Source organism: Rothia sp. P7208, assembly GCF_048512915.1.
Lineage (GTDB): Bacteria > Actinomycetota > Actinomycetes > Actinomycetales > Micrococcaceae > Rothia.
Map to the genome: position 1 here is coordinate 621,953 of NZ_JBLXXW010000001.1, position 23,974 is coordinate 645,926.

The following is a 23,974-nucleotide window of genomic DNA, read 5'->3' on the forward strand; positions in this document are numbered from 1 at the left end:
GAATTTTAGTTTGAAAGCGTCATTTCAAAGGAATATAGGTCTGCTCGGTATACGTGCTTTCCTGTTTCAACACGAACACCGGTGTCATTCATAGTGGTGCGGAACATCGTCACCAACGGTGCACCCTCATGGGTATCAAGCTCTACCGCCTGATACTTATTAGCTATAGTGGCACCAATTTTTTGTTGAGCAAGAGAGAACGTCACCCCACGAGATCCCATGAGTTCATACAAACCGCGTTCATTTAATTCGTCCTCCGTCAAAGAGACCGCACTAACAGGAACCCAGTTCTCCATTAAAGCTAGTGGAGTACCGTTTTCGTAACGAACACGAACCAGATGATAAACCGATAGGTCATCAGTTAAGGCAAGTTTCTCTGCAATTTGCTCATCAGCTTCAACCACTTCATAGGTAATGACACGTGTTGTTGGTTCAATACCGCTTCGTTGCAAATCGTTGTATAGAGAAGACAGGCTCAAGGGGCGACGAATTTCGTTTGAAACAACCTGTGTACCTACCCCACGTTTACGAACAAGTAGCCCACCACGAACAAGCTCATCCATAGCTTTACGCACAGTTGGACGTGATAAATGCAGCTGAGCAGCAAGTTCTAGTTCGTTAGGGAGCATTGAACCAGTAGGAATCTTTCCCTCAGCAATATGGTGGTTAATGCCGTTAACAAGCTGATGGTACAGGGGAATAGGGGAAGAACGATCAATAGTAATTGCAGGAAAATCTATAGTAGCCATCATCAACCTTGCTGGGGATAGTGTCTATATGTCCTTTTGTAAAGACATAACTATTCTAGAGTAGCATTGTGATTCATTCCAAGGGTGCTAGCACATCAACAAATGCAAGGAAGTCATCGCTATTTATCAAAATAATAGCGATGACTTCCACACCTGAACCACAGTGTCTGTTAGCTCAACGCACCACGCAAAGCACGCAACGCAACAGAGAGCACATCAAAACGGGGGCGACCATCAGACCCAGTAGCAGCCTGAACCACCTCAGCTAAAGTGTCATCAACTCGTTCCATACGAACAGGATGTTCTTTGACCCATTGTTGAACGGCAGAATCTCCTTGTTCCACCGAGCGAGCCGAGGCATTTTCACCTTGAGCCTTCAAAATTGCTAGGGCAAGGCCAGCAGCAATCTCATAGAGGTCATCGCGAAGAGCTGAACGAGCAAGAATCTCCCAACGGTCAGTACGAGGCAGACGGCTAATGAGCGTCAACAAAGAATCTACTCCGAAACGGTCATACACCGAGAAGTAAATCAGGGCAACAGCATCAACACTGAGTTGATGAGCCTGAGCAGTCCGCACCACATCCATCAATGCGAAACCTTCAAAACCACGAATCCAGACAACTAACAATTCTTCAGGAAGACCCCATTGCTCACCCTGCTCACGCAAAGCACGAACGCGAGCGCGAGAATTATCAGAAAGATAATCAGGGAGGTTGCGTCGCAGTCGCAGAACCTCTGAATAGGTGTTAATGATGTCAAGGATTGGTGCTCCTGTAACAACAGAACGCTCAGAGATAAACCAGCGTACGAGACGGTCAAGTACGCGTTGCCAGTCTCGCATCGTTGCCTGCCAACCCTGAATCGGGGTGTGTGCAGGAAGCCCGCGATGTACGGTAGAAGCCTTGTCAATATCGAAAAGGTCACGGGCAACGAAGAAGGCTCGTGCGATAGTGTCTACGCTGGCGCCTGTTTCTTCTTGAACCCTAAAGACATGCGTAATACCAGCAGTATTCACTATCTGGTTTGCAACCCGCGTGCAGATAATTTCTTGACGTAGCGGATGGGTGTTTAGGTCTTCTCCGAAGCGCTCTACAAGTGCTGGAGGGAAGTACTCTTGCAAAATACGGTGCAGATAGGGGTCTTCTGCAAAAGATGTTTTGCAAAGCTCCGCAGTGAGGTGCATTTTGACGTATGCGGTAAGCACTGAAAATTCAGGGCTAGTGAGAGTAATTCCGGTCTGTTCATAGCGTTCGCGGATGTGTTCGTCGTCAGGGATGAACTCTACTTCACGCACCAGTCCGGCATGTTTTTCAAGGTCGTGGATGAGTCGGATGTAGGCGCTTACCCCTGGGATAACACCGTGCCGTTCTGCTTGGAGTAGAACATTTTGTTCACGGTTTGTTTCAAGAACTTGTTGGCCCACATCTTCCCGTTGAGCTTCAATAAATGTTGCTCTCTCCTCTGGCGATAGTTTGCCTTGAGCGATGAGTCGGTCAATTAGGATTTTGATGTTGACTTCACGGTCGGAGGTTTCTACGCCGGCAGAGTTGTCAATAGCGTCAGTGTTGAGAAGTACGCCTGCTTCTGCTGCTTCAATTCTGCCGCGTTGGGTCATTCCGAGGTTTCCGCCTTCACCGATAATGGTGGCTCGTACTTGGCAACCATTGATACGAAGTGCGTCATTGGTTTTGTCGCCAACTTCTGCGTGAGTTTCTGCAGACGATTTAATATATGTACCGATACCACCGTTGTAGATGAGTTCGACGGGAGCTTTGAGAATAGCTGAAAGCAGTTGAGGTGGTGACATCTCTGTGATGTCCTCATCAATACCTAGGGCGGAGCGTACTTGGGGTGTCAGCGGAATAGATTTACTATCGCGAGAGTAGACTCCGCCGCCTTCAGATATGAGTGAACGGTCGTAGTCCTGCCACGAGGAGCGTGGTAATTCGTAGAGGCGTACGCGTTCTTTGAAAGAGGTCTCGGGATCGGGGTTGGGGTCTAAGAAAATGTCGCGGTGGTCAAAGGCGGCAAGGAGTTTGACTGTTTGTGTGCGCATCATTCCGTTACCGAAGACGTCACCGCTCATATCTCCAATACCTACTGCGGTGAATTCTTCTTGTTGGCAGTCTTTACCGAGTTCGGCAAAGTGACGTTTAACAGATTCCCATGCGCCTTTTGCGGTAATTCCCATTGCTTTATGGTCGTATCCGATAGAGCCACCGGACGCGAACGCGTCACCAAGCCAGAATCCATATTCTTCGCTGATGCTATTAGCTGTATCAGAGAACGCTGCAGTCCCTTTATCTGCGGCTACAACAAGGTAGTAGTCGTCTGCGTCGCGAGCGATAATACCTTCGGGGCGGATGATGTGTTCTACGCCGTTCTCATCGATACGCAGGTTGTCGGTTACAGAGAGGAGCGCACGAATAAAGATTTTGTAGGATTCTCGTCCTTCTGCAATCCATGCGTCACGATTTTGTGCTGGGGAAGGAAGCTGTTTCGGGAAGAACCCGCCTTTAGCTCCAGTTGGGATGATAACCGCATTCTTGACCATCTGGGCTTTGACAAGGCCAAGGACCTCAGTGCGGAAGTCTTCACGGCGGTCAGACCAGCGGAGTCCGCCGCGTGCAACGGAGCCGAAGCGTAAGTGTACGCCTTCTACTCGGGGAGAATACACATAGATTTCAAATTTAGGTCGAGGCAAAGGCGCAAAATCAATGTATTCGGGAGAGACTTTTAGCGCGAGGAACTCATCTGGTAGGTACGCGTTAGTGCGTAAAGTAGCTGCGATAACGGTAGCCATTGAACGCATAAAACGGTCTGCGTCAAGAGTTGGTATCTTGCCAAGTTCTAAGAGGAGCTCTTCCCATGTTTTTTGGCGTGCTTGTTCTCGTTCTTCGTCAGTGTTGTACTGGCGTTTCGGGTCGAAGCTGATAGCGAAGAATTCGTTAAGTAGGCTCGTAACAGCAGGGTACCCTAGCAGCGTGTCGGACATGAATTCTGGGGTGAATCCGCATCCAAGTTGACCAAGGTAGTGTGTGTAAGCGCGCAGAACAGTCACATATTTCCAGCTCATTTTTTCTTTGAGAATGAGACGGTCAAGGGTGTCTGTTTCACGGCGTCCTTGAAGGAATGAGCTTAATGCTTGTTCGTAAACATCTACGACTTCTTGTGCGTCAATCCCTTCAGGGAACACCACACCGAAATCATAGAGGATAAAGTCTCGCCCGTCTGCAGGGGTGATACGGTAGGGTCTCTGGTCGATTACGATCAGCCCCATATTCTGCATAACCGGTAGTAGTTCGGTTAGTGTGTGTTGGCTATTGAGATACGTTTTGAGGCGAGTTTGCCTATCTTTTGTGTAGAGTCTGACTGCTACAGGTTTTTTATGTTGTGTTGAGAGCTCTTCAAAGATGTCAACATCGTTGACGGCTTCTTCAACGGAATAGTCGGCACGATAGGTTGCAGGAACCGCATCAGCCCATAGCTGAGAAATCGTACGGGCTTTATCTTCTGGTTGGGCTTTTTCTAGTGCCGAAGCAGTTGCTTCTGACCATGAGCGCACAGCTCGTTGGACTCTTTGTTGGATGTCCTCAGTGTTAATCTCGAGGATCGTATTGGGTTGACTCAACCGAATACGAAGGAAAAGACGAGCTAAGGAAGAAGTCGACAAACGTACGTCATAGTCGATGTCTGCGACATCAAATTGTTCGCAGAAAACAGATTCGATTCGTTGGCGGACTCCAGTGTTATAACGGTCTCGCGGTAAGAAAATAACGGCACAGATAAACTGCCCTAAGCTATCGGGGCGGATAAAGACCCTCGTAAGGCGTCGTTCTTCAAGCCCCATGATAGCTCGGAAGGTTTCGCTGAGAGTTTCAACGTTGGTGTGGAACAGTTCTGTTCTAGGGTACTGCTCGATCATTCCGGTAAGAGTTTTTTCTGAATGGGATGAGCAGTGGAACCCGAGTCGGTGACGAATAGAATTAATACGTTCTCGTATCAATGGAGTTTGCGTAGCTGGCAGTGTATACGCTTGAGCAGAGAACAACCCTAAGATAACGTGCTCCCCGATGATTGCACCGGAGTCGTCCACAATGCTGACACCAATATAGTCGAGATACTCGTGACGGTGAATGATTGAGCGAGAATACGCTTTCGTGATGTGTAATGGCTGTTGGGAATACACCGTTGTGATGTCGAGGTCAGGTAGTTCGACGTGATGTTCTTGGCTTTGGGTAAAGATTCCTAAACGATTCTGCGGTGAGGTCTCTAGTGTTGCTGTTGCGGGGTTAATGCGCCGCTCTTCCATCCCCCAGAACAAGAAGTTTCCTTCGGTTAACCAGTTAAGAAATTCTTGAGCAGTGCTTATTTTTTGGATGGGGTCATGGGCGCTAAAGGTTTGTTGTGTGGTGTTCGTGCGCTCGCTGAGTTGTTGGGCGATGGTTTGTACGTGTTGTGCCATGGCGTCAGCGTCCGTAACGGCGCTACGTACATTTTTGAGAATCTGGTGAATACGTGTTGTGAGTTCTTGTTGTGTTTGTGGGTCAAGAGTTTTGATGAGCTGGATGGATATCCATGATTCTACGGTGAGCGTGTTGCCGTTCGAGGGTATTTTTTGGTCTAGTACGGGTAACGCTGCGGTGTCTCCGCTGACGACCGGTTGTTCTACGCCTGTTCCTTCTAGGCTGATGAGTGTTCCGTTATCGTCTCGTTCAGCGATGAAGGTGGGGTGGTTCAATGTTGCAATACCGCCGTAGTTTGCGGCAATTTCGGCGGTGATGGAGCTAACGAGGTAGCTCATATCATCGGTGGTGATGAGTAATGTGGTGGAGGTTTCGTCCTGTAGCGTATTGACAAGGGATTCGCCGTGTTGACGGGTCTGTGATAGACGTCGGTGTTCTTGGGCGAGACGTTGGCGGTTGTGAACGTTATTTCCTTCTGCCTCTGTAGAGGTGTATTGGTAATACTGATCGATCCATGTTGGGGTGGTCAGTTGTTCTGGTGATGCGTCGTCGCGAGCGTGCAAAATATGCCTCCGGTAGTAGTACAATCACACCTTTGTGATATGGTCAACACGCTGAGTGTGCGTGTTATAGGTAATACCTTATAACGTGACTCCACTAACACAAAACCCCTAGAGTGCTCTCGTGAAGAAAATTAAAAAAACTAACGTATCAGCTAGATAACCCCATATTTTAGAATAACCAAGAAGCATTAAAGTCTGTAACACTTTTATTCGCTACTGATATTCCTCAAAAGACACCCAACCACAAGACCTTGCCACATCACGAGACATGAGAGAGCTCCTCTAAAGTCCAAGCTACACTCTAAAAACACCTATAATCATGGGTACATGTACTTTTGAGATAAGGGGGCACTCATTGACTGTGCGAACTACCATTATTATGCCGGTCTACAACACCGCTCATGCGGTTATCCGTGCCATCGATAGCGTTCTACATCAGACAGACCCAGATTTTGAACTCATCATCATTAACGACGCCTCCCCAGACCACGCTGATCACATCATCACAGAGCACCTCAAAAAAGTTAATGATTCACGGGTACGCTACTTCCTCAACGAACAGAACATTGGATTATCCGAAACTCGCAACCGAGGACTTTCTCAAGCTCGCGGACAGTGGCTTGCCTTCTTAGACTCAGACGATGCCTTCACGCCAACTTTTCTTGAAAGAATGCATCATTGGACGAACGATGAAATAGACGTTGTTGTCTGCGCTCATGATGTCGTCACACGAGACGGAAACCAACGCACCCGACTCCGCGGAAAAACTGGAATATTCACGGGACATGAGGCGATGCTCAAACTTCTACGCGATGAAACAACACCCTATGTGTGGGACAAAATTTTTCGTGCCAGCACCGCAACTGGACACACCTTCCCCACTATTAACCGTATTGAAGATGCCGCCTATATTATTCCGATTTATCAAAAAGCGCGTAAAGTGCGCTTTATTGAAGAATCATTATGTCTCTATAGCGTGAACCCGCATTCTGTCACGTGGGGGTCTGTACCGCCCATACAAGAAATGTACCGGTATATGAACTATCTCAAAGAAAATACTCAAATACATCAAGGGAGCAAGCAAGAGCAGGGCGCTCTTGCCGTTACATGGTGTCTAGCTTTTCTCAATGGAGCACAAAGTGCTCTGCGTTTAGGTGTTTCCAACGCTCCCAATTATTTGAAACAATGCCAACAGGCATTAGCGTGGCATATTGTTGTACGAGCTCTTAGAACACGTCCAGTTTTTGGTGCTGCCGCATTCTTATTTAAGCTTTCGCCGAAGGTCTACCAGACGTTTTATACCCGTTATGTTCAACGAGCGTATGGAATTGACTAAGTCTCTTTGGTCTTACACTGCTCAGATGTAGTACTCCCTGATGTCCGCTATAACTTTTAAGGTTCTGCATGACGCATCCTTTGTTTCAAGCGGTGAAGGATATAATGTGTGCTGTCGATATTTTGTTTCCTACCCGTGAGGAACTTTTGCATGAGCTTTTCTGCTCCTCGCACATCCATCATTATGCCGGTGTATAACACTGCTGAACGTGTTATATCTTCTATTCAATCGGTGCTCGCTCAAAGTGACCCTGATTTTGAGTTGCTGATACTCGTAGATGGAGCAACTGATCATTCGGCGCAGGTTATTGAACAATTTCTTCACCACAATCCTGATCCAAGGCTACGTTTTTTCAATAATGCGCAGAATCAGGGGGTTTCACGAACACGCAACCAGGGGCTGGAGCATATTCGGGGGCAATGGGTTGCTTTTCTTGATTCAGATGATACGTATCGCCCGCATTTTTTAGAATCTTTGCATTCTTATACGGAGCGCTATGATGCCGATATTGTGACCAGTGTTTTAGCTATTGCTAAACCAGATGGTTCCGTTACCCCACGCCCAACCCAACCAACAGAGACTTTCCTAGGACAAGAAGCCGCTTATCATCTTCTTCAAGGTGGAAGAATCACTCCTTATTTGTGCGACAAAATCATTCGTAGTTCTCTTTTTGAAAATGTTCGTTTCTGCCCAGATATTCATCGTGGAGAAGACGCCCTTGTCACCTTGGCATTATGTCTTAACGCTCAGACGGTTGTAGCAACTCCAGAAGTCCAATATGAGTATTTTATGGAGTCGACCGGTCTTTCGTGGGGACGTATTACCCCTGTAGAAGAAAGCTTAGCTCTCATGCAGGCTCAAGCAGAGCTATTAGGGGAACGTCTGAACACCGTTCAGGGGCGTAAGGCTTACGATGTTTCGTGGATTATCACTTTTCTTAATAGCTCACAGCAAGCAATTTTTAATGACACTGCTCAGGGACGTGAAATTCTATCTCGTAATCGTCAACTGATTCGGTGGTCACAGATTTATCAGATTATTTCTATTAATCCTATTTTTTGTGCGGCTGCCACTTTACTAAAATTATGCCCACCGTTGTATCGGGTAGTGTATCGCGCCTATGTCAAGAGAACCTATGGGCTTTAGCGACTCACGCGTGCGTTCAGCCATGCTCCAATGAGGTGAATACTAAATCCGCTGAGGGGGCCGACAAAAAGCGATATCAGCACTCTCACCATAAGCGGCAAAGGTAAGAAGAGTAACCCGAGGGAAATACACGCCGCCCCAATCCACCCGAGGATATAGATTCGGTGCAGGTTTGTTGCCAGTACAAGTGTTCCAGAAAGAACTAAGAGCGCCATAATAGCTGAAGCAAAGGTTAGCAGGGCGAGGATATGTCCTTGGGCGACTTCTTGGTATGCCACGGTTTCTTCTGGTTTGGGATGATAAATCGCCAAGAAGAGGAACGGCCCTATCAGATAAGCTGCGATCGCACCAATAGCCCCCACCCCGAGAAGAGCACCAGCAGGTCGGGCGATGGCTTGAAGAGGACGATGTTGATGCTTGATAAAGAGAGAAATTGCCACTCCTTGAAAAGCTTGGAGCGGAATCATAATAGGTGAACGAGTAATCGAAATAGCCAAAATAAGCGCTCCTAGCACCATATCTGAGTGCGTACCAGAAGATGCTCCTTCAGTGGCTTTCATCATGAGGGGGAAGCCTGTGGTAAGAGCAGCCGATGCGCCGGCTGATCCCATTGCGATAAGGGTGTTTATGGTGAGCGTTTTTGCAGGCACATCGCCTCTGGCCCCTAAGGCAGAACGGGCATGAGAAGAACATATAGCAAGGACTATCCAGAGTAATGCTGGCGAGATAACAGCAGCTTCAAGATCCCAAAGGTATCCGGCAAGAAGACCGACAACAAGCATGCTCACGAAACGCCAAGTAGCCTCTCCGCCGTTAATGGTTGCCATAAGATACCATTTTTTCTGGCCTGCAGCATTACCGCTTAGAGCAACCTGAACAGCATATAGAACCGTAGCTAACGCAATGGCGACGAGAGTAAACTGGGGGTCTTGAGAAAGAAAGTAATGAATCCAGATACCTGATGTTGCCGTCACGATGATGGCAACACCAAGACCTATCCCTAAAGCGATAACAGCAGGGCGGGCGCCAGGTGTTGCAGGTGGGTTAAGTTGAGCAGCTCCGACAGCGCGGGTGGCCTCTGAGGCAATACCTCCAATGATTCCGTAAATACCAAAGAGTAGCGCCCAAAACACTAAAAATTCTGGTACGTCAGCGCTAGGTAGTGCATGTTTTGCAATGACTGTAGCAAGGAACGCTGAGAGTGCAGAAAGAACAGACGCACCGAGGATAGCGCTAGATTCCTTACGCGTAATAGATGTTGGGGGGGTAGGTTGATCGGTAGATGTGGGAGGTTCTTTTGATTGTTGTTTGACCACCGATAACACTCTACACTTTCATAACTTATCAGGAATATATACTAGTGCCGGCAAGGTTTAAACCTTACCGGCACAATAACATCATCTCTACTTCACCAGATGATTGACAAGATTCTTCACACCATTCCATTTCTTCGCCATCGTAGCCTGAGGCAACAACGTCAAAGCATGCATACGAGATGAGAAATGAACACGAGCAACCATAGCTGCTTTCTTCCAACCTAAAGCAGACATCTCTTGTGCAATGGTCTCAAAATATGTCCTCTCCTCATCAAAACGTGTTCCTTCAAGAGCACGCCAAGAAGAGTCAGATGCCTTATGACGACGGTACATAAAAGCAACAGCCTCGTCGTAGTATAACGACCCACCACTCATCGCAACATCAAGGACTAACGCCATATCTTGAACAACATTGAGCCCTTCTCGGAACCCAAGACCAACAATAGTCTCAGCACGCCATCCAAGAGAGGGGAAGTACAACCAATCGCCACGAAGAATCGATACAGCTAGTTCTTCACCAGAAAGCTCCGTTGAAGTGTTAGGTCGATAATAAGCTTTTGTTTTCTCCACTAAAGTGTTCGACAATGCATTATTTTCATCAATCACAACACAACCAGGCTGAAAAATCTGAGCTTGAGGATGCTCCTGCGCAGCTTCAATGAACCAATCAATATAGTTTGGAAGCATCACGTCGTCAGCTCCCATCACCGTTACCAGTTCATTTTCAACAAAGCTCAGAGCCTTAGTATAGTTACCGTTTGCGCCGAGGTTCTTTTCATTGCGCATATAGGTAATACGTTCATCGTTAAGGGACTCAAACCATCCAGGGATAGAGTCATCGGGGTAACCGTCATCAACTACAACAAGACGCCAATGAGGGTTCGTCTGACCCAAAACGGAACGCACCGCTTGTTTCATAAAGTCCACATCACCGTAGTACGGGAAAAGCACATCAACGGTCGTCATTTTTTCTCCTGTGAGTTATTAAGGTTGCACTTCTTAGAAGAAGTGCTCTGAGCTGTTTTCTTTGAAGCGTAGCGTTCTTGCACCTGTTGAGGACTACCCTGATCTACGGTAGCTTTCAGTATCGCTATTTCTTCTGCTAAGGTTCTCGTCTCATCTGATAATTTTGACACTTCAAAACTCAAGTGCAAACACACCGCAATAAGCATCATAATTGCTAATAAAAACAGTAGGTTCACAGGCACAACCACACCTGTAAACTCTGCAAGGCGAAGAAGAACATCGGGGAATAGCGCAAGGACGATAATAACGGCTGAGATAACAAGCCATAACGCCGCATATTTCTCTTTCATCTTCTGATTACGCACCTGAGTAATCACCATCAAGAAGACAACAAGAGAAAGAAATAAAAAGAACACGTTAGATGGCATTAGTTATCCTTTCCCGCTGGCTCTGTTTTTCGTCGTGTCATGGAGATACCGAAAGCAAAGAACGAACGAATCAGATAAATAGCAGATTTGAGAGGCCCTGAAGAGGGTTCTCCCCCCTGCCTCTCACGCATCTGAACCGGAACCTGAATGACTTTACATCCCGAACGAATCGCCATCACCGTAGAGTCTATGGTGTCACCAAGATATTCGGCAGGGAAGAAATCACAATATTGAGCGATACCTCTACGATTCACAGCACGGAACCCGCTAGTAACGTCTGTAAATTGTTCTCCAGAAATACGGGAGAACATAAAAGATAGGATTCCCATCGCCCATTTTCTCGGACCAGAAACTTTATACGTACTATTTCCTTGAAAACGCGAACCAATAACAATGTCAGCTTGTTCTAGTCCTTTGATAAGAACATCAATATATTCTGGTGGGTGCTGTCCATCAGAATCCATTTGCAAGGCGATATCGTATCCCATGCGTTGAGCATATTTATAACCAGTTCGCATGGCAGCACCTACACCCATATTGAAGGGAAGATCTATAACGAACGCTCCATGTGATTTTGCAATCGCACTAGTTTTATCAGTAGAACCATCGTTGATCACGACGAGGTCTACCCACGGCGCTGTCTCGCGTAGTTCACGAATACTCTGCCCAATAGTTGTTTCTTCATTCCAAGCGGGCATGATGACGAGGACGCGTTGAGGCGTCACATCAGATGAAGGTGTATTCGTCAAAAATTTGCTCCCAGTGTGTGCAATGGAAATGAGGGGTGTTCTCTGCGAATCGTTACTCAGTGTAACAGTTCATTTCCCTCATATACCGCTAGTTACAGGCAGTGACTCGATAGAGAATAGCATTACCTTGACGGTGAACTTCAGAGAGTATTCCCGAGTTCTTGAGATTCTCAAATCCTTGATAACGATGCGTATGATCGTCACCGTTAACTTCTTGTTTTCCGAAGTCAAGATAGTAATTCATTCTATCTTTTTTAATAATACGGCACACTTTCGGGTCATCTTTAGCCTGATTGAGGTGTTCTTGTATGTATTTAACCTCAGGCTCTTCAACATAAATGGTGTGATAAGCGGTAACTTTTCGATCTGCTAAAGCATAGGCTAAAGCAGAGCCTGTATAGGGTTGCACAATAATTTCGTTATCTGCTGGAACATAGTCGTCCAAGGTTTTAAGAATTTCTATTTCATCAGTCGTCAGCAGTCGAGAATCGTGAGTAGGCGCGTAGAACCAGAAACTGTCTTCAATCTGACGGGTAAGAGCTTGAGCAGTTTGCCCGCCATAAATAACAGCACATAGAACTACTGCTGTCGATACGATACGAGCTTGAGATTCTAGAGTTTCTTTCCGTCGTGACGTGTTCTTTATAGCGTTTTCTAGAACGTGTATCAATTTAGACCATAGAACACTCTGGTAGAAGTTCTGTGTCATGTATTGAATACCCCATACAGCAATGGGGATCACAACGATAGGCAAGAGTGCTGCTAATCGGTAAGAGTCATGATACCAGATGCCAACAACCCAGTAACGGTCTTGGTCCCAGGGGAGAGATCGTGCAGCACTATAGAAAAATGCGACAAAAGACCACGACAGAAGAAGCCACAGATTCCGGTCTTTGCGGCGCAACAGCGCGTAGATTCCTACGAGAAATATAATCGTGATAAACCATTGAGGGATGTTATTAATCTCGGCGTTCGTTAAGGCTTCTCCATAACCTTGAGCTTGACTAATATGAGGGCCCCAGATTTCTCCAGCTTCTTTAGAGGGACGCACAATCCCCCACAGGATATTAACGACTGCAAGAACAGCGCCTAAAGATGCCATTTGCACGCAGAAAACCCATCTGCTCAGTGCACCCTTCGATAAACGAATTATTTGCAAAACCATCCGCACAAGTACTAATGGCAACGCAATCACAAAGAGTGACATAATCGCGTTTGGGTGTGATAGTGCAATTCCTAACGCACAGAAAATGCCTAATAGCAGGCTCTGAGCGGTGTTCAGCAGACGTATTCCTGTAATACGCAGTATTTGAATAATTAGAGCAAGACCCGAAGGAATAAGAGCTATTCCCAGAAGATTGGGGTAGAGCACACCAAAATTTAGGAGTAATACAGGGTACGCGGTAAAAGCTGCACCAAGAGCACCAACGCTCATGACCGCTGCAGCGTTAAAACGATATATGCTCCTCATGAGCATCACGAGGTTCAGTGGCCAGATAATTGCACAAGTCACCAATGCCATCGTATTAGTTGCGATGGGTATGGTTGTTCCAGAAAGCTGGAAAATCAGTGAGACAACATCGTGCCATGCAGCAGGGTAGAAAAATACGTCACCGTCTCCAGAAGTCATCCCCGCAATAGATAGAGACGACCCGTTCTGGGTTTGTTCTATATAGCGAATAGCGTTCAGGTGAAAGTTATTATCAAAAGTTTGCGAAATCCATTCGGGACGCCCAATAGCATTTTTAGTATTCCGCAGAAGTAATAGCGCCCCTATCAGGAAGCTACCCCAGTAGAGCGCTTGTTCTTTACTAATCCACCGTTGCAGTGTAAGTACTGGCGCTGTAATGCCAGCACCTTTGGTTATAGTCAAGGCTCGTTTGCTTCGCACTGTTGCAGGGAAGTCTTCGCATCGAAGATAGCGGATAAGAGCATAGATAACGCCAAGGGTAAAAGCTACCAGCAAGGAAAAGCCTAAGGGAATACCAACGTTCCAAGGCAGTCCTATAAGCGGCGCAATCATTGCGCTAATGGTAATGAGTGCAATCGAGACAGAAGGCGCGATAGCTATCGCATCGATACCACGAAGACGCAGTGCAGAGGTAACAAAAAGACCTGGTAGCAGAATAAGCGCTATTCCTATGAGAAATGGCACTGCAGTAACCAGCCAGACCATAGTTTGCATTCTCCTTGCTGTGCGTTATTAATGAGCTGTTTATACAGCCTACAATATGCATTCTGTTCGTTATTGCGGAAAAGACAAAAGCCTTAGATTCTGAGGCAAAACACACTGTTTTCTCGTGTTATTTGCGAGTTCTTTCTCGAAAAGCAGGTGGTTTATCGGAGGTATGACCGCTATCGTTAGAAGCGATATGCGTTACCACACTTTATTTTAGGTTTAGGAGTTTATTCTGATGTCTTATACCGTAGGTCATTATCTGCTTGATCGACTAGTCGAATTGGGTGTCACCGATATCTTTGGTGTTCCAGGAGATTTCAATTTACATTTTCTGGATCATGTCCTTGAACACGAAAAACTTTCGTGGGTTGGTAACGCTAATGAACTTAACGCTGGGTACGCTGCCGACGGGTATGCTCGCGTACGTGGTTTAGGTGTTTTATGCACCACCTACGGTGTTGGGGAGTTATCTGCCATTAATGCGACGGCTGGCTCTTATGCCGAGAATGTTCCCGTTATTCATATTGTTGGAGCGCCGGGCACAACGGCTCAGCAACAGCATGGACGTATGCACCACACCTTGGGCGATGGGGATTTTAACCATTTTGTGCGCATGGCTAGAGAAGTGAATTATTCGGTAGCTGTTCTAGATAGAGCGACTGCAACGAGCGATATTGATCGTGTTTTACGCGAAGCTATCGTTCACCGTAAGCCTGGTTATCTCATGATTCCTGTGGATGTTGCTCGTGTTCCAGCAAGCGCTCCCAGTACCCCTCTTGATGTGAATTTGCGTCTTTCTGATCCTGAGGTTGAAGATCAGTTCCGTCATGCAGTGAGAGATTTTATACGTGGCAAGAAAACTGCTGTTCTTGCCGATATTATGACAGAGCGTCTTGGTGCAGTCAGTGAGCTTAACGCTCTTGTAACCTCCACAGGATTCCCTTTTGCGTCTATTCTGTGGGGTAAGGCAATGATTGATGAGACGTTGCCGAATTATGCTGGCATTTACATTGGTGCGCTGTCTGACGAGAATACTCGTCGTGTTGTTGAGGAAGCTGAGGTTCTCATCTGTTCAGGTGTGGAATTTACCGATATGACTTCAGCGCATTTTTCTCAGCAAATTGACTCTTCTCGGGTGATTGATTTAGGTGCGCAGGGAGCGACTGTTGCTGGTGCTGTATTTGCCCCGCTAACTATTGCTGATGCTTTGAATATTATTCGTGAAGTTGCTACGGAGGTTGGTGCTTTACCAGCAGATTTTTCGTCGATTCTTGCCTCTGATAGTTCGGTGGAGGTAAATTCTGAGCCTTTGACTCAGCACCAGTTATGGTCTCTTCTTCCTCAGCATTTGGATACAAAGAACACTGTGGTTGTTGATATGGGCACGTCGTTCTTCGGTATGGCTCATCAGAAGTTCCCTGAAGATTCTCGTTTTATTGGCATGCCGTTGTGGGGCTCTATTGGCTATTCGATTCCTGCATTATTAGGTGCGGCGATGGCTGACCGTGATTCGCGAGGTGTTCTTCTCGTCGGTGATGGTTCTGCTCAGTTAACGATTCAGGAGTTGGGAACTATTATTCGTGAGAATCTTAATCCTGTTATCTTCGTTGTCAATAATGAGGGTTATACGATTGAGCGTTCTATTCATGGGCCAGAGGCTCAATATAACGATATTACTGCTTATAACTGGCAGAAGATTCCAGAAGGTTTTGGGGCAACGGAAGAGAATTCCATCATTTTGAAGGCGACGACCTCTGAGGAGCTTGTTCACGCATGTACGGTGGCACGCGAGGTTCGAGATCGATTGGTTTTTGTTGAGGTTGTGACCGATAAGAATGATATGCCTCAGTTACTGAGAGACTTTGGCGCACTCGTTGAAGAAATGCATAAAAAGGCATAAATACTAATCAAATACATTATTTTTCTTGTATACAGTTCAGGCCGGCTATCTGTGCGCAGATAGCAGGCCTGAACCGTTAAGAGAGTGTTCCTGAGTGAAACCTTGTTTTCTGCCGTTGCAGATATGCGGTTTTTAGTATGTAATTACAAAAAAATTTAGGATGGATACTTCTCTAGACAATTCATATGACGCACTAGCAATATGACGTTACACCCTCGTCATATTCGTCATAGAACGCCCTCATTTACACAAAACGACATAACCTCGCGCATTCTGCTTTGTGCCTTTAGGCTTACCCGTATCACCTTGCAGCCGCAAAAGAAAGATTGATAGCCATGAGCACACAGTTAGCACCTACATCGCACGTATTTTCTTCAAAGACTCCAGCAGAACTTTTTTGTGAGTGTTTTGGAGCTCAGGCAGCAGCAGTTGCCATCATTACGGCACAAGATCAGCAGGGGTTTCCAGCTGGGCTCACTATTTCTTCTCTTTCTTCGGTGTCAGCAACACCTCCTATTGTTGCTTTTTCTTTTCAGAACAGAACCGGCTCTGCAGCTAGAATCGTCGATTCGGAGTCCTTTCTCATTCATTTAGTTAGTGGGGAGAATGTTGAGGTTGCGAAGAAATTTGCAACTAGCAGATACCCCAAGTTTGAGGATAGAACAACGTGGGACACTCTCCCCACGGGTGAACCTCTTTTGCAGGGGTTTAACCGTGTTCTAAGAGTGAAACCTCTTCAGAAAATTGAGGCAGACCCAGCAGTTGTTTTAACTGCAACCGTCACAGATTTTATTCGTCATGACACTACAACAATGACTCCGGTGGTGTATCACGCCCGTAAGTTCCACCGCTTAGGCGACTTTTACGAAATATAGTCCTGCCTCGCACACATATTTTTCAGAGAAGTTTAGAAAACTATTTCTGAATTCCTTTTAGACTGGATATACACAGACCACCGATTGATTGAGGACTCATGATGTCAACGCTTCCCGATTCGTTGCCTTGGATTCAAAAAGTTATTGCGATTCCTACGATTTCTGAAACTTCTAATGCCGTCCTTTTAGAACTCATTGCGCAAGAATTTCTCAAATACGGTTATACACCGTGGTATACCTATAGCGATGATGGCGAGCGCGCCAATATGTATGTCACGATTCCTGCAGCAGATGGAACGTGCCAAGGTGGTGTTGTTCTTAGCGCTCATACCGATGTGGTTCCTGTTCAAGGGCAGCGTTGGGATACTGACCCGTTCTGCGCGACGGTAGTAGACGATCGCCTTTATGGTCGTGGTGTTGCTGATATGAAGTCTTTTATCGGGGTAGCGTTGTGGCTTCTTGAACGGATTGATCAGCAACGTTTAGTGAAGCCTTTACATTTTGCGTTCTCGTATGACGAGGAAATTGGGTGTTTGGGTGCCCCTCGTATGATTGCGGAGCTTGCAGAACGTGGTGTTCGCCCTGAGTATGCGGTAGTTGGTGAGCCGTCTTCAATGCAGGTTATTGTGGCGCATAAGTCGGCTCATCGTGGTCGTGCTACTTTTCATGGCATCGCTAAACATGCATCGTTGGCTCCTCATGGGGTCAATGCTGTTGCTTCGGCCGCCGAGTTCATTGTGTTTATTGAGCAGTTGGCGCAGCAGTGGCTCGAAGATGGGCCTTTTGACGAGGGTTTTGTGACTCCGACTTCTACTGCGGGTGCAAATTTTGTGCAGGGTGGTTTGCAGTACAACATTGTGGGAGAGAACGTTGTGGTGGAATATGATTTCCGCACGATTCCTGCAACGAACCGTGAAGAAGTTATTGCATCGGTTGAGGATAAACTTTTCAATGATATTCTTCCGAGGATGATACAAAAAGCCCAGCGTGCAGAACGTCTATCGGGTGTGCCAGAAGGTTCTTTGTCTTCTCAGGTTTCGGTGAATCATGAGTTGATTGCGGCGGTTCCGGGGCTAGATACCCCAGAGGATCATCCACTGGTTTCTTTAGGGTTTGAGTGGGTTGGTCAAGAGTATGACGATCATACTGATTTAGTTCGTGTTACGTATGGTACGGAAGCTGGTCAGTTTCAGCAGGCTGGTATTAGCGCTGTCATTATTGGTCCGGGTGATATTGCTCAGGCTCATACTCCTAATGAGTGGATTGATCTTTCGCAAATTCGTTTGTGTGAGCAGTTTATGCTTCGTGTTGTGCAGTATTCTTCGCGCCCAGTTGAGTAGGTTGTTTGGTGTAGACCTTGTCCGTTTAGTTTTTGGTTGGTTGTTGGTGTGTGGTATGCCGGAGTAGTTCGATAATGGACCATCCAATCATGGCTCCGATGGTGTTGGTTAGCAGGTCTTCTGCGTCGAAGGTGCGGTATGCGCAAGGATAGTATCCCCAGATGCCAGTTAGTTGTGTGAGTTCTATGAGCATTGATAGCCCGAAGCTTGCGAAGAGTGTTGTTTTCCACGTTGTTTTTGCAAGGAGTGCGAGGAAGATACCGGCTGGTAAGAAAAGTGCGACGTTGAGGATGAGTCCTTTGATGTAGCTGCTGGTGAGTATTGCTCCTATTCCCATGGAGGAGAAATCACGAATGGCAAATTGTAGGCTCCATCCGAGGATGAATCGTGGGTAGTAGGGGTTCTCAAAGCAAATGTGGGTATATTCTTCGGGGTTTGGTAGGGGCAGCATTGTGACTGCAATGACGCCACAAAAATAGAGCAGGATGATGGGTGTGTAGAGAAACCATCGTAGGCTAAAGGTTATTTTTTTCATGCTCCATAGTGTTAGAAGGATGATGCTGATGATGGCATAGGAGACACCCCATAGGTAGAAGGCTTGTTCTATGGCGAGGAAGTGTACAGCGAGCATGGTTGAGTTAGCCTCGTGGTGTTAGGTTTGGGGTTTCGTTGTATCTGTGAGGTGTTGTTGTGTGGTGTCGTTAAAAGGTAGCAAGTTTTTTGTGGTGATGTTATCTGGTGATGGTAAATCCCAGTGCAGCGCAGGTTAGTGCTAGTAAGGGTTGGATGAGGAGAAGGAAGTAGACGGCGTGGTGTTGTTTGATTTGTAGGTGAGTTACGACTTCAACCATTGCGCTGGAGAATGTGGTAAATCCTCCGAGGAATCCCGCACCAATAATGGTGATGATCCATGTGTCGGTGATAGTTTGTGATGCAATGGTTCCGGCTAATAGTCCGAGGAAGAAAGATCCTATGATGTTGATGATGAACGTGCCCAGAGGGATATGTTTTTTCCATAGTTTTTTGACGAATTGGTCGCAGGTGAAACGTGCCCAAGCGCCGGTTCCGCCGGCAATGAAGATGCCGATTATAAGTGCGTAGTTCATGAGATTTTTCTTATTGGTTTGAGGTTTTTGTGCGGTATTGAGTTCCGGCGTACGAGCCGAGGTGGGTTCCGAACCAGCAACAGAGGAGTCCGAGGGTGAGTGTTGCCCCTATGCTGAGGGCGAAGCCTCCCCAGAGATTTTGTTGTGCTAGTTTGATGGTTTCTACGGAGAATGAGGAGTATGTGGTGAATCCTCCCATGAGTCCGGTGCCGATGAGTAGGCGTAGGGCTTGACGGTGCTCGTTATCTTCCCCTGAGGCGGAGAGGAAGCTGAGAAAGAAGCCTAGTAGGAATGCTCCGATGAGGTTGATAATCCATACTTGGGTTGCGGTGTCTACGGCTAATATGACGCTCAGTAGCCAACGTAGTGTTGCGCCGGTTCCGCCACCTAAGAAGACGAGTAGTCCTTGTGGAATGTCCGATAGTTTCACGGTATCTAGTATCCTTTATTTTTCTTTAAAGAAAAATTGTATCTGTGCTAAGTCTTTTAGTTCGGCGCGTATTGTGCCAGTTCGTGCAAATTCTGCCCAGATGGTGCGGAGCGCTTTTCCTTGTTGGGTTCTTTCATAGTGGTGCATTCCGGCAAGCATTTTAGAGTTTTCCCAGGCGGGGTTGTCAAAGAGGAGCGAAAGTTCTGCTCCATGTGATGAGCGTAGGCGGTGCAGTGGGTGACCGACTTTTAGGGTGTATCGGGTTGCTTTTCCGCCTGCTTGTTGGTGCCTTTGGGCGAAGGTTTTTGCTGGTTTTTCGTAAATATCGTAGGTGGTTTTTTTGATGATTTTTTCGAGGGGTCGTGAGTTGCTGATGGATGTGAGGTATTGTGTGGCGGGTGTAAAGTAGGCGGCTTCTCGTTCGTTATTTCCAAGGAGTACTTGTACGTGGGGTGCAGCTTTTTTCCATGCTTGTTCTACGTGTTCTGGGGATGGTAGTGGATAGTACCCATATTGTGTTCCAAATGGCATCATCGAAGGATATAAGCCGAATTTAAGGGGGTTGAGGCTTATCATTTTCCAGGAGAGTTCAGCGTAGGTTTCAGCTGGAGCGTCTTCTGGGATGTGTGCAATTTTTTTGAGCATTGCTGCTGGCATTTTTTCTTTATGGTTGACCATGTCTAAAGGTGCACTTTGTGCAATAACACGGTGGAGTAGTCCTTCTTCGATGACGTTTTCGGTAATCATCAGTTGTGTTGCAAGGTCTGCTCCTGCTGATTGTCCGAAGACGGTGATATTGTTGGGGTCTCCTCCGAAGGCGCTAATGTTTTCTTTGACCCATCGGAGTGCTTCTCTGACGTCGAGGAGTCCTAGGTTAGCTGGTCTTTGTGGTGTTCCTCCGAGGAATCCTAGTATTCCTAGCCTGTAGGTTACGGTGACGACGATGAGGTTTTGTTCTGTGACGAGTTTGTGCGCGTTGTATCGTTTTCCGTCTCCTGAGCCGACGACGTATGAGCCTCCGTGGAGGTAAACCATGACGGGTTTTTTGGGGTCTTTTATTGTGGCTGGGGCAAGGACGGACAGGTTTTGGCAGTCTTCACTGATAAGTGTTGATTGTCGGATGTCTGCTTGTGTTCCGCGGAGTTTTTGTGGTGCGGCTGGGGCTGGGCGGTCTGCTGTGTACGGTTGTTCAAAGGCGTCTAAACGTACGGGGTATGGTGCTTTGAATCGTTTGGCTCGAGCGTAGGGGATTCCGCATGCTTTGATGGTGTTCTCATCTTCTATGGCGTGGATGGTTCCGGCTGGAGTGTTGATGAGTTTCATGGGGTGTCTTTCTGAGGTTTTGAAGGAGTTTTACCTGCTCTTTTTAGTGTAGTTTGTTGGAGCGGTGTTCGGTGGTGCACTGTGTTGGTGTTGTATCAGCATGGTTATCTGCTTTATCGTCAGATATTTTTGTTATCTGGTTTATATATAAATGGGACTTATCTTTTTATTGATATGACCTCTAGGTGGTCAATAACTGTTCAGAAAAGTTGAACAACAAGCTATTGACTAGGAAATATAATGCATTAGTAAGCTCTGCTACACTAAAGGTTTATCTGACTATGTTACCCGTGGGTACTGCACTAAAAAATTATCTAATAACACTTGCATCATTGCTCAATAAATAGGTATAGTTATTGTGTTGTCAACTATATTGCACCCGAAAGGGTGCACCCGCGAGACTGATTCGTACTAATGCAAACTCGAGATGCGTACGTTTCATTTAGACTGGCTCGTGTCGGTGGTTGTGGTTCCCCCCGGCACGAGTCTTTCTATATCTTCGACCACCTTTTATCACAAAGAAAAGCTCCCTCGAGCCCAAAACTTCCAGGGATGATAGCGGTCAAACCCCCTCTTCATCGATATATCACCTAAAATAGAGAAGACATGTACGCTTCATAGGTGCTTTAGTTAAGGAGGGCATTGTGCGGATTTCTCGAATCTATAACAACAATGTTGCCCTCGCTATGAATCATTCCGGAGTAGAGACTGTCGTTATTGGCAGAGGTTTAGCTTTTGGTAAACGCAAAGGCGATCTCCTTGACCCCACCAAGGTTGAACAAACTTTTGTTCCTGAGCAGAGTACATCTGACGAGAGGCTTACATGGTCTCTTTCAGAGATTCCTTCAGAGATTCTTGCTCTTGCCACCGAATTAGAGGCTTCTGTTCGCGAGAATAGCGATATATCCCTTTCCCATTCTTTTATTATCCCGTTGGCAGATCACCTTAACTTTGCGATCATCCGAGCAAGGGAAGGCATTGATGCTGATTACCCACTAACTCTTGAAGTGACCCAGTTATATCCTCAAGAAGTGGAATTCGGAAAGAAAGCAATTGCATTAGTAGAAGAACGTTTAGGTGTAACGCTAGCTGATGCAGAAGCCATTCCTTTAGCGTTACATCTGGTCAATTCTCAATTAACGACAGCGGATATGTCTACAACATTCCGCATGACTGAAATTTTTTCCCAAATTTTTGATGTGATTTCCTCCGCATACGGACAAAAAATTGATCAATCTTCTATGAGCGTTGTCCGTTTTATCACTCATTTAAGATATCTTTTTGTTCGTTCTCAACAAGGTAAATATCCCTTACAACAAGATCCAACAACTCCAGCTATTTTTGAAGCAGTCAAGACAAGTTATCCTCAAGCTTTCTCGTGCGCAAAAAAAGTCCGTCTACTACTTGAAATGCAATTAGACCAAGAGTTAACGGATGACGAGTTAACCTACTTGACTATTCATATTGCTCGTTTAGCAAAAGATTTAACCCTTGATAGTTAGTAATTATCTAAACGGCCTTAGTGGAATTTAGAATAAACAACTTTCCTGTTTTATCAATAGAGAAGTTCTTAAGAAGTCAATAGCAACACTATTCTCTTCAGACGAAACCCATAGAACGTAAAGATTCCTATCAGCTTTAACGACTAATATCTTAATATTATTTGTATTTTTACGCTCTTGACTAGGTAAATCTATATAATCGAAGACGTAGATATCAGACTTAACTGGAAATTACCGCTTGGTAATGAGAAAATTTTTCTTTGCATATAATGTAACTGTTAAGAGATTATTTACTATAAACTATATGTAGCTTGTGGACTTGATATTTTGTCATGGATATCCAGTAATGGATTTTCTGAACAACATATCATCGAAACCTACAAAATATATTTCCCCAACCCACTTCCCCAACGAAGGGTACACTCCATACTGCTATGAATACTGCCCATCCACTTACCGAACAGGAAATTACACTTCTCTGGAAGCTATTTTCACAAACACACAGCACCATTACCCAATACCTTGATAAAGGCCTTCGAGCGCACACCAAAATGAAGCTCGACGACTTCCAGGTGCTTGCAGTACTCGCAGAAGGGTACAAGAAAGACAAAGAGCCACCAGTGGTGCGCATGGGCAAGTTGTCCTCAACACTCGTCCTTTCCCCTTCTCGCCTCACCTACCAGGTTGGTCGTCTCATTGACATCGGCTGGGTTGAACGCATCAACGTCGAACAAGACCGCCGAGGAAAAGGTGTCTACCTAACACCCCAAGGATATAAACAATTCCGAGCAGCACGCACCGTGCACACTGACCTTATTCAAAACCTACTACGCAACACCGACTCAAACGAAATCGTTGCGATGTCTACTCTCATGAAGAGAATCCTCAACGACATCATCTAAGTAGTGATAATGCAAAGAAATAAAAAATGCGGTGGCCCTCCCCTTAACACGGAGGGTCACCGCATTTTTTATGACATGTGCTCGTATCTTACGAGCGACCAGAAGCACGTGCAGAACGAGACGCTTCTAACCGCTGAACATGATGCAAATAATCTCGATTAGCTAAAACAACTAAAGCCATCGCGTTAAGAGCAAGTCCAACAGCAAAAACAATCCACCCGATAATCATCATGTCAGTACTAGCTAGCACCGCACCAACAATAAGCGCACCAACCGACATAAGATACGCCGGAGAACGTAAAAACTTTGTATTCATACCGGTTCTTTACCTTCTAGTTTCGTGGTCGAGCAGAACGCGTACGAAAAATCTTCTCTTGTTCTTTTTCAGTATTTTTCTCTACCGTGGGTTGAGCCTCTGTATCAGGTTCAGGCTCAGAATCTTCTGTCTGAGTAATAGCTTTTTTCTCGTCACCACGAGAATCCGAAACAACAGAACTAATCAAGCTAGGAAGATCTTTACCTTTAGCCCCTTGGAGAGAAACCATCACGGAAAATACGTTAAGAACGAGGGCCGCCAGTAACAGTAACCATCCTAGAGCCGTTACTACTACCGAGCTTGAACCAATCATCAACGCTCCCACGAAAATGCCTGCTAATGAGGTTAGGAATGCTGGAGAAAAATCTTTTAAATTCATGG

Annotated in this window: 20 protein-coding genes; 7 read left to right on the forward strand and 13 right to left on the reverse strand. The window is 46.2% G+C overall.

What is annotated here, in order from left to right; translation table 11 throughout:
- Positions 1-5: 5 nt before the first annotated feature.
- Positions 6-752, reverse strand: coding sequence for a GntR family transcriptional regulator (locus tag ACN084_RS02930; RefSeq protein WP_419101222.1), 747 nt, complete (start codon positions 750-752; stop codon positions 6-8).
- 167 nt (positions 753-919) lie between these two features.
- On the reverse strand, positions 920-5,779 hold the full coding sequence (locus ACN084_RS02935; RefSeq protein ID WP_419105838.1) for an NAD-glutamate dehydrogenase: 4,860 nt from the start codon (positions 5,777-5,779) through the stop codon (positions 920-922).
- Positions 5,780-6,140: 361 nt separating this feature from the next.
- Here ACN084_RS02935 and ACN084_RS02940 point away from each other — a divergent pair, with 361 nt between their 5' ends.
- Positions 6,141-7,115, forward strand: a complete 975-nt coding sequence (locus ACN084_RS02940; RefSeq protein ID WP_419105880.1) for a glycosyltransferase family 2 protein — start codon at positions 6,141-6,143, stop codon at positions 7,113-7,115.
- A 150-nt stretch (positions 7,116-7,265) separates the two neighbouring features.
- A complete protein-coding gene (locus tag ACN084_RS02945; RefSeq protein WP_419105839.1) occupies positions 7,266-8,261 on the forward strand; it encodes a glycosyltransferase family 2 protein in 996 nt (331 codons plus the stop codon).
- Here the strand turns inward: ACN084_RS02945 and ACN084_RS02950 are convergent.
- The 5 genes from ACN084_RS02950 to ACN084_RS02970 form a co-directional block, all read right to left on the reverse strand.
- Positions 8,258-9,577 carry a hypothetical protein gene (locus ACN084_RS02950; RefSeq protein WP_419105840.1) on the reverse strand — a complete coding sequence of 440 codons (1,320 nt, stop codon included), beginning with the start codon at positions 9,575-9,577 and terminating at the stop codon, positions 8,258-8,260. The genes ACN084_RS02945 and ACN084_RS02950 overlap by 4 nt on opposite strands.
- 87 nt (positions 9,578-9,664) lie before the next feature.
- Positions 9,665-10,543: a glycosyltransferase family 2 protein gene (locus ACN084_RS02955; RefSeq protein WP_419101226.1), complete on the reverse strand. Its 879-nt coding sequence runs from the start codon at positions 10,541-10,543 to the stop codon at positions 9,665-9,667.
- Positions 10,540-10,971, reverse strand: coding sequence for a DUF2304 domain-containing protein (locus ACN084_RS02960; RefSeq protein WP_419105841.1), 432 nt, complete (start codon positions 10,969-10,971; stop codon positions 10,540-10,542). Before ACN084_RS02960 ends, ACN084_RS02955 begins: the two co-directional genes overlap by 4 nt.
- Positions 10,971-11,669 carry a glycosyltransferase family 2 protein gene (locus tag ACN084_RS02965; RefSeq protein ID WP_419105881.1) on the reverse strand — a complete coding sequence of 233 codons (699 nt, stop codon included), beginning with the start codon at positions 11,667-11,669 and terminating at the stop codon, positions 10,971-10,973. The genes ACN084_RS02960 and ACN084_RS02965 overlap by 1 nt, the downstream gene beginning before the upstream one ends.
- A gap of 139 nt (positions 11,670-11,808) precedes the next feature.
- The gene (locus tag ACN084_RS02970; protein WP_419105842.1) at positions 11,809-13,896 is read right to left on the reverse strand and encodes a DUF6541 family protein; all 2,088 of its coding nucleotides are present in this window, start codon (positions 13,894-13,896) and stop codon (positions 11,809-11,811) included.
- A gap of 238 nt (positions 13,897-14,134) precedes the next feature.
- Here ACN084_RS02970 and ACN084_RS02975 point away from each other — a divergent pair, with 238 nt between their 5' ends.
- From ACN084_RS02975 to ACN084_RS02985, 3 genes are all read left to right on the forward strand, one after another.
- Positions 14,135-15,799, forward strand: a complete 1,665-nt coding sequence (locus ACN084_RS02975) for an alpha-keto acid decarboxylase family protein (RefSeq protein ID WP_419105843.1) — start codon at positions 14,135-14,137, stop codon at positions 15,797-15,799.
- Positions 15,800-16,134: 335 nt separating this feature from the next.
- Entirely contained in the window at positions 16,135-16,674 is a 540-nt protein-coding gene (locus tag ACN084_RS02980; RefSeq protein ID WP_419105844.1) for a flavin reductase family protein, read from the forward strand.
- Between the two features lie 101 nt (positions 16,675-16,775).
- Positions 16,776-18,014 carry an acetylornithine deacetylase gene (locus ACN084_RS02985; protein WP_419105845.1) on the forward strand — a complete coding sequence of 413 codons (1,239 nt, stop codon included), beginning with the start codon at positions 16,776-16,778 and terminating at the stop codon, positions 18,012-18,014.
- Between the two features lie 25 nt (positions 18,015-18,039).
- On the opposite strand, the gene ACN084_RS02990 is transcribed toward ACN084_RS02985, so the two are convergent.
- The 4 genes from ACN084_RS02990 to ACN084_RS03005 all read right to left on the reverse strand — a co-directional run bounded on the left by ACN084_RS02990 (position 18,040) and on the right by ACN084_RS03005 (position 20,873).
- Entirely contained in the window at positions 18,040-18,645 is a 606-nt protein-coding gene (locus ACN084_RS02990) for a VanZ family protein (protein WP_419105846.1), read from the reverse strand.
- Between the two features lie 100 nt (positions 18,646-18,745).
- Positions 18,746-19,120, reverse strand: coding sequence for a fluoride efflux transporter FluC (locus ACN084_RS02995; protein WP_419105847.1), 375 nt, complete (start codon positions 19,118-19,120; stop codon positions 18,746-18,748).
- Positions 19,121-19,130: 10 nt separating this feature from the next.
- The gene (locus ACN084_RS03000; protein WP_419101234.1) at positions 19,131-19,550 is read right to left on the reverse strand and encodes a fluoride efflux transporter FluC; all 420 of its coding nucleotides are present in this window, start codon (positions 19,548-19,550) and stop codon (positions 19,131-19,133) included.
- A gap of 15 nt (positions 19,551-19,565) precedes the next feature.
- A complete protein-coding gene (locus ACN084_RS03005; protein ID WP_419105848.1) occupies positions 19,566-20,873 on the reverse strand; it encodes a carboxylesterase family protein in 1,308 nt (435 codons plus the stop codon).
- Positions 20,874-21,517: 644 nt separating this feature from the next.
- Here ACN084_RS03005 and ACN084_RS03010 point away from each other — a divergent pair.
- Positions 21,518-22,375 (forward strand): PRD domain-containing protein, encoded by an 858-nt coding sequence (locus ACN084_RS03010; RefSeq protein WP_419101236.1) that lies wholly within the window; start codon positions 21,518-21,520, stop codon positions 22,373-22,375.
- A 434-nt stretch (positions 22,376-22,809) separates the two neighbouring features.
- The gene (locus tag ACN084_RS03015) at positions 22,810-23,277 is read left to right on the forward strand and encodes a MarR family winged helix-turn-helix transcriptional regulator (protein WP_419101237.1); all 468 of its coding nucleotides are present in this window, start codon (positions 22,810-22,812) and stop codon (positions 23,275-23,277) included.
- Between the two features lie 88 nt (positions 23,278-23,365).
- On the opposite strand, the gene ACN084_RS03020 is transcribed toward ACN084_RS03015, so the two are convergent.
- Together ACN084_RS03020 and ACN084_RS03025 are read right to left on the reverse strand one after the other, a co-directional pair.
- Entirely contained in the window at positions 23,366-23,593 is a 228-nt protein-coding gene (locus tag ACN084_RS03020; protein ID WP_419101238.1) for a hypothetical protein, read from the reverse strand.
- Between the two features lie 16 nt (positions 23,594-23,609).
- Positions 23,610-23,972 carry a hypothetical protein gene (locus ACN084_RS03025; protein WP_419101239.1) on the reverse strand — a complete coding sequence of 121 codons (363 nt, stop codon included), beginning with the start codon at positions 23,970-23,972 and terminating at the stop codon, positions 23,610-23,612.
- Positions 23,973-23,974 lie beyond the last annotated feature (2 nt).